General features: G+C 68.3%; 1 protein-coding gene. It reads right to left on the minus strand.

Features of this window, described 5'->3' with window-relative positions; all coding sequences use genetic code 11:
• Positions 1-77: 77 nt before the first annotated feature.
• Positions 78-668: a Uma2 family endonuclease gene (locus tag CCN56_RS40470; protein ID WP_086832531.1), complete on the minus strand. Its 591-nt coding sequence runs from the start codon at positions 666-668 to the stop codon at positions 78-80.
• Positions 669-777 lie beyond the last annotated feature (109 nt).

Here is a 777-nt window from a genome sequence, read left to right on the forward strand (position 1 = left end):
ACAAAGGGCTGACTGGTGTCCACACCCCCTCTGACCGCCGACACGCCCGAAACTCATCGCGAGGGCTGGGCGGGCGCTCAGCCGGCGGGGAACTCGGCGGTGTCGAGGGTGAGGTCGAAGGGGGCGGGGAGGTGGATCGGCTCGCCGAACGGGACGGCGCGGAGCACGCGGTAGACGTCTCCCTTCGGCTCACCGTAGAGAGTCACGGTGGGTCCGCCGGGTGCGTGCCGATCGATGAGGAGGTAGAGCGGCACGCCGGCCTCGGCACATCCGGCTGCCTTCGTGATCCGGTCAGTGCTCGCGTTCGATGGCGAAGTGACCTCGACGACGAGTTCTCCCACTGCGGCGGGGACGAGGTGCCCGGGTCCATCCACGTCGGTCAGAGGGGCGACGAACAGGTCCGGGACAAAGGCGCTCAAGCGAGTCGGAATCGCGACCGACTGTGTTTGGTAGACGCCCCACTCCTCGGGGATCGCAGCCGCGAGCCGCCTCAGAACCCTGTAGGCGATGTTGTTGTGCCGGGCGGACGGCGTGGGTGCCACGGTGATGATCCCCTCGATGATCTCCACCTTGCAGCCCTCGGGCCAGTCCATCGACTCCCATCGACGGACCAGGTCGTCCCAGCCGTTGCCCCGGCCGTACTGGGGCTCGGCAGCGAGTGCGCCCATGGCGGTCTCCTCTATCGGTGCGTCACCGATCCCAGCATGCCGAACGGGACCGGTGGGGGTCCACCGGCCCCGTTCACCCGAAGGCGCCTTAGGGCGTGTTTCAGAAGCC

Origin of the sequence: Streptomyces sp. NRRL B-24572, assembly GCF_002156145.1 — a bacterium.
GTDB lineage: Bacteria > Actinomycetota > Actinomycetes > Streptomycetales > Streptomycetaceae > Streptomyces > Streptomyces vietnamensis.